A 6097-nucleotide genomic window follows, 5' to 3' on the forward strand; every position below is an offset into this window, starting at 1 on the left:
CAGCAAAGTAGTCCATCAACGTAGCGCTGAGCTCTTGCGCGTCCCAGGCCTGCGCGTCTGAGGTGAACCGATGCTCGGCGCTGGGCGCAGACACCAGCGTCACCTGTGTGCCGTAAACAATGAATACCTGACCGTTGACGGCGCTGGCCGCAGGCGATGCGAGGAACCGCACCAGGGTGACCACATGCTCGGGGGAAAGCGGATCGATCTGGCCGTCGCCGACCGCGGGGGCCTCCCCGAATACATCGGCCGTCATCGCCGTCCGGGCCCGCGGACAGATCGCATTCGCGCAAACTCCGTAGCGGCCTAGCGCCCGAGCCGCCGTCAGGGTCAGCGCGGTGATACCGGCCTTGGCGGCACCGTAGTTCGCCTGGCCCACCGGACCCACCAATCCCGCTTCCGACGACGTGTTGACGATGCGGCCATAGACCGAGCCGTCGGACTCCTTCGCCTTTTGGCGCCAATAGGTGGCGGCGTTGCGAGTCAGCAGGAAATGGCCGCGCAGGTGCACGGCGATCACCGCGTCCCACTCCTCGTCAGACATGTTGAACAGCATCCGGTCGCGCGTGATCCCGGCGTTGTTCACCACGATGCTCAAGCCGCCCAGCCCGTCGGCGCAGCTGACCAACTCGTCAGCGGTCGTACGTTGACTGATGTCACCGGTGACGGCTACCGCCTTGGAGCCGGCGGCGGTGATCTCGTCGATGACGTCGGAAGCATCCAGCGCGGCGGCGATGTCGTTGACCACGACAGTGGCACCGGCACGGGCCAAGCCGATCGCTTCGGCGCGGCCCAACCCTGCGGCCGCACCGGTCACTACCGCGACCTTTCCGGACAGATCGGTCGCTTTCGTGCTGCTAGTCATCTGTGTACGCCGCTCCTCCTCATCGCTGGCGCTCTGCATCGTCGCCGGCGGTTATGAATACCTCTAGTCTTCGCGTAGGAGTGCAGCCCGCGGGCATTCGGCGATCGCCTGCTCGGCCAGCACCTCCCGATCGGCGGGAATCGGGTCGGTCTTCACCACCGCGTAGTCCTCGTCGTCGAGGTCGAAGATATCCGGCGCGATTCCCAGGCACACCGCGTTGCCTTCGCAGCGGTCGCGGTCAACTATCACCCGCACGGCATCCTCCTTGAGCGTGGGCTGTGGCTACGTAGGACCCACCATACGACCAGCTGCGAACGCGTTCGGCGAGACGGTCGCTGGACCCTCAGACTAGAACGTGTTACAACCTCAGGTGGCGAATGGGTGGCCGTCGATGCAGGCTGCCGCACAATTCACCTACGAGGAGGAGGGTGGCCGAATGCGCATCAGTTATACCCCTGAGCAGGAGGAGCTGCGTCGCGAACTGCGCTCGTACTTCGCCAAGCTGATCACCCCGGAACGCCGCGAGGCACTGAGCTCGACGTCGGGCGAGGTCGGCGAAGGCAACATCTACCGCGAGACGGTGGCCCAGATGGGTAAGGACGGCTGGCTCACCCTGAACTGGCCCAAGGAGTACGGCGGCCAAGGCCGCACCCCGATGGACTCGCTGATCTTCACCGACGAGGCCGCGATCGCCGGCGCCCCGGTGCCGTTCCTGACCATCAACAGCGTCGCGCCGACCATCATGGCCTTCGGCACCGAGGAGCAGAAGAAGTTCTACCTGCCCAAGATCGCCTCTGGTGACCTGCACTTCTCGATTGGCTACTCCGAGCCGGGCGCCGGTACCGACCTGGCCAACCTGCGCACGACCGCGGTGCGCGACGGCGACGACTATGTGGTCAACGGTCAGAAGATGTGGACCAGCCTGATCGCCTACGCCGACTACGTCTGGCTGGCGGCCCGCACCAACACCGAAGCCAAGAAGCATCGCGGCATCTCGATGCTGATCGTGCCGACCAGCGCTGAGGGTTTCTCGTGGACGCCGGTGCACACCATGGCGGGCGTGGACACCAGCGCCACCTATTACCAGGATGTCCGCGTCCCGGTGGCCAACCGGGTCGGCGAGGAGAACGGCGGCTGGAAGCTGGTCACCAACCAGCTCAACCACGAGCGCGTCGCGCTGGTGTCGCCGATGCCGATCATCATGGCGCTCAACCAGGTTCGGGAGTGGGCGCAGAACACCAAAGACGCCGGCGGCGCCCGGCTCATCGATTCGGAATGGGTGCAGCTCAACCTGGCCCGAGTACACGCCAAGGTCGAAGTCCTCAAGCTGATCAACTGGGAGCTGGCGTCGTCGGACTCGGCCTCGCCGTCACCCGCGGATGCCTCGGCTGCCAAGGTGTTCGGCACCGAGCTGGCCACCGAGGCCTACCGCCTGCTGATGGAGGTACTGGGCACCGCGGCCACCGTGCGTCAGGATTCACCCGGAGCGTTGCTGCGCGGCCGAGTCGAGCGGATGCACAGTGCCTGCTTGATCCTGACCTTCGGCGGCGGCACCAACGAAGTTCAGCGCGACATCATTGGCATGGTGGCGCTGGGCCTGCCCCGAGCCAACCGCTAACTCCCCGGAGGATTCAGTAGACCATGGACTTTTCGACCACCGAAGCCGCCCTTGATCTCGGCGGTCTGGTCAACACGATCGTCGACTCGGTGTGCACGCCGGACCACCAACGTCAGCTCGACGGTCTGGATCTGGGGGCACCTCCCGCCCGAAGGGCAGGGGGACGGTTTGACCGCGAGCTGTGGAGCAAGCTGATCGACGCCGACATCCTGTCCACCGCCGCGCCGGAGTCGGTGGGCGGAGGCGGTTTTGGGGTGCTCGAACAGACCGCCGTACTTGTCGGACTGGGCCGGCAGCTCGCGGCTGTTCCCTACCTGGACTCCGTCGTTCTTGCCGCGGGTGCCCTGGCCCGGTTCGGTTCACCGGAACTTCAGCAGGAGTGGGGCGAGCCCGCGGTGAGCGGAACCAAGATCCTCACGGTCGCGTTGGACGGCGAGATGGGCGACGGACCAGTGCAGGCTGCCCGCGCCGGAGACCGCTACCGCCTGTCCGGAACCCGCACCCAGGTCGGTTATGGCCCGGTGGCCGACGGCTTCTTGGTGCCGGCCGAAACCGATTCTGGGACCGCAGTTTTCCTGATCGCCGCCAACGACCCCGGCGTCTCGGTGACGAGCCTGGAGACCACCGGGCTGGGCAGCGTCGGGCATCTCCGACTGGACGGGGTCGAGGTGGATAGCGGGCGAGTGGTCGGCGGCGAGGACGTGGTCAGCTGGATCACCACGCTGGGCAAACTGGGCCGCAGCGCCTTTCAGCTCGGCGTCCTGGACCGCGGACTGCAGTTGACCGCCGAATACGCGCGCACTCGTGAGCAGTTCGACCGCCCGATCGGCAGCTTCCAAGCGGTCGGACAACGGCTGGCTGACGGCTACATCGACGTCAAGGGATTGCGGCTGACGCTTACTCAGGCGGCCTGGCGGCTCAGCGAAGACCTACCGGCCGACACCGAGGTCGCCACCGCGGCATTCTGGGCTGCCGACGCCGGACATCGCGTGGCGCACACCATCGTTCACATTCATGGCGGTGTCGGCATCGACACCGACCATCCGGTGCATCGCTACTTCCTGGCCGCCAAGCAGACCGAGTTCGCGCTGGGCGGCGCCACCGGAGCGCTGCTGCGCATCGGCCGTGAGCTGGCGGACACTCCCGCTTAGCCAGTGACCGAACCGCTTCCCACCGTCGTCGACTTGCTGCGACCGCTTGTCGATGTCGAGGATCGGGGCGTCTACTTCGAGGATTCGTTCGCCAGCTGGCGTGATCATCTCCGGCACGGCGCCGCGGTGGCGGCAGCGCTGCGCACGCGGCTCGACCCGGGCCGGCCGCCACACGTCGGAGTCCTGCTGGAGAACACGCCGTTTTTCTCCGCGGTCTTGGTCGCGGCCGGAATGTCGGGAATCGTCCCAGTGGGCCTCAACCCGGTGCGCCGCGGCGCCGCGCTGACCCGAGACATCGACCATGCCGACTGCCAGCTGGTGCTGGCCGACTCGAATTCCGCGGCGACACTTGGCGACATCGACCACATCAACGTCGACGGAGGCGAATGGGCCGACGAGGTGGCCGCCCACCACGATGCCGAGGTGCGCTTCCAATCCGCTGCGCCCGACGACCTGTTCATGCTGATCTTCACCTCGGGCACCAGCGGTGATCCCAAGGCGGTCATGTGTAGCCACGGCAAGGTCGGCATCGCTGGCGTGACGATGACTGACCGGTTCAGTCTCGGCCCTTCCGACGTGTGCTACGCGTCAATGCCGTTGTTTCATTCCAACGCGGTTCTGGTGGGCTGGGCGGTAGCGTTAGCCTGCCGCGGTTCAATGGTGTTGCGGCGCAAGTTCTCTGCATCCGGATTTCTCCCCGACATCCGCCGCTACGGCGCCACCTACGCCAACTACGTCGGCAAGCCGTTGTCCTATGTGCTCGCCACACCCAAACGTCCGGACGACGCCGACAATCCGCTGCGAGCGGTGTACGGCAATGAGGGGGCGCCGGACGACATCGAGCGTTTCGCTGACAGGTTCGGCTGCGTCGTCATCGACGGCTTCGGATCGACGGAGGGCGGGGTGGCGATCAGCCGCACCCCGGATACCCCGCCAGGCGCACTTGGTCTGCTGCCCGACGGCATCGAGATCGTCGATGTCGACACCGGTCAGCCCTGTCCGGTTGGCGTGGTCGGCGAGCTGGTAAATGCCGGTGGCCCAGGTCGTTTCGAGGGTTACTACAACGACGCCCAGGCGAATGCGCAGCGCATGGCCGGCGGCATCTATCACAGCGGCGACTTGGCCTACCGCGACGAGGCGGGCTATGCGTACTTCACCGGTCGGCTCGGTGACTGGCTACGCGTCGACGGGGAGAACCTGGGGACCGCGCCCATCGAGCGGGTGCTGCTGCGCCATCCGGAGGTGACCGAAGTGGCGGTGTATGCGGTGCCGGATCCGGCCGTCGGCGATCAGGTGATGGCTGCGCTGGTGATGACGCCCGGCGCCGAATTTAATGCTGACAAATTCCGCGCGTTCCTGGCCGAGCAGACCGACCTTGGGCCCAAGCAGTGGCCGTCATACGTCCGGGTCGGAACGACACTGCCGCGTACCGCGACCTTCAAGGTGATCAAGCGGCAGCTGTCAGCCGAGGGCCTCGACTGCGCCGATCCGGTGTGGCCGATTCGCCGTTAGTCATTGCTCCAAGCCAAGAACTCGTGCGGCGTTGTCGTACAGGAACTTTGGCCACACCGAGTCGCGGAAGGCCACGTCGGGCATCTCGGTGAAGATTCGCTCCAACGACAACCCCATTGGGAAGTACCCGGCGTAGAGCACCTTGTCCGCGCCGCGGGTGTTGGCGTAGTCAACGATCGCCTTCGGGTAGTACTTGGGCGCGAACGCGGACGTCGAGTAGTACAGGTTCGGCCACTTCACCATGAGCTTGACGGCCAGGTCCTGCCACGGCTCGCATCCGTGGCGAGTCACGAAGACCAGATCGGGAAAGTCGAACATGACGATGTCGATGCGCGCGACGTCCTGCGGCGCGAACGGCACCCGCGGCCCGGGCACCCCGGCGCACACGAAGATGGGTATGCCCAGCTCGACGCACGCGGCGTAGATCGGATACATCTTCGGGTCGTCGATCGGCACCTGCGGAAAGGTGCCGGCAGGGAATACCGACGTGGCCCGGATGCCGAACTCGTCGTGCTCACGGTGAATGGCTTTGACCGACCCCATCACGTCGTTGGGATCAGGTATCGCCCCAGACGGCACAAACCGATCGGGATACTTCTTCAGCGCCAGTTGCGACGTCTTGTCGGCGACGCCGATCAGCCCCTTCTGGATGCCGAAGCGGTCCATTTCGTGCAGGGTCACCGCGATGGGATCGCTGGTCGGCAGGTCTTTCGGCACCCCTTTGAACATGTACTCAACGGGAAATTCGAACTTCTCCCGCGACTCCCGGTCCTTGGTCTGCTTGCGGATGAAGTCGTACTGATCAGAGCCCTGGTGGAGAAAACCAATCATTGTGTCGAACACCGGCAACCCGCCACAGCCAGCCATAAGGTCCTCCGAATCCGAGGCGCGCCCGCTTCAAGCGCCCACCAGGGTGGAACAAGGCTCTATTTTTGTCCAGTGGCCGGCTTA

General features: G+C 65.5%; 6 protein-coding genes. 3 read left to right on the plus strand and 3 right to left on the minus strand.

All coding sequences use genetic code 11. The features are described 5' to 3' along the window. Both WAN71_RS28125 and WAN71_RS28130 read right to left on the minus strand, forming a co-directional pair. Positions 1 to 865, minus strand: an 865-nt coding sequence (locus WAN71_RS28125) for a 3-oxoacyl-ACP reductase (protein ID WP_422228465.1), incomplete at its 3' end; no start/stop codon positions are given. Between the two features lie 63 nt (positions 866 to 928). Next, positions 929 to 1120: a ferredoxin gene (locus WAN71_RS28130; protein WP_422228466.1), complete on the minus strand. Its 192-nt coding sequence runs from the start codon at positions 1118 to 1120 to the stop codon at positions 929 to 931. A 181-nt stretch (positions 1121 to 1301) separates the two neighbouring features. Here WAN71_RS28130 and WAN71_RS28135 point away from each other — a divergent pair, with 181 nt between their 5' ends. Genes WAN71_RS28135 through fadD17 form a run of 3 tightly spaced genes read left to right on the plus strand, consistent with a single transcriptional unit; the run spans position 1302 to position 5146 of the window. Further along, positions 1302 to 2483, plus strand: a complete 1182-nt coding sequence (locus WAN71_RS28135) for an acyl-CoA dehydrogenase family protein (RefSeq protein ID WP_422228470.1) — start codon at positions 1302 to 1304, stop codon at positions 2481 to 2483. A gap of 23 nt (positions 2484 to 2506) precedes the next feature. Beyond that, positions 2507 to 3634, plus strand: coding sequence for an acyl-CoA dehydrogenase family protein (locus tag WAN71_RS28140; protein ID WP_422228467.1), 1128 nt, complete (start codon positions 2507 to 2509; stop codon positions 3632 to 3634). Between the two features lie 3 nt (positions 3635 to 3637). Beyond that, positions 3638 to 5146 (plus strand): long-chain-fatty-acid--CoA ligase FadD17, encoded by a 1509-nt coding sequence (gene fadD17, locus WAN71_RS28145; RefSeq protein ID WP_422228468.1) that lies wholly within the window; start codon positions 3638 to 3640, stop codon positions 5144 to 5146. Here fadD17 and WAN71_RS28150 read toward each other — a convergent pair whose 3' ends face one another. Then, positions 5147 to 6013: an amidohydrolase family protein gene (locus WAN71_RS28150; RefSeq protein WP_422228469.1), complete on the minus strand. Its 867-nt coding sequence runs from the start codon at positions 6011 to 6013 to the stop codon at positions 5147 to 5149. Positions 6014 to 6097 lie beyond the last annotated feature (84 nt).

This window comes from Mycobacterium sp. (assembly GCF_049280035.1).
Taxonomy (GTDB): Bacteria; Actinomycetota; Actinomycetes; order Mycobacteriales; family Mycobacteriaceae; genus Mycobacterium.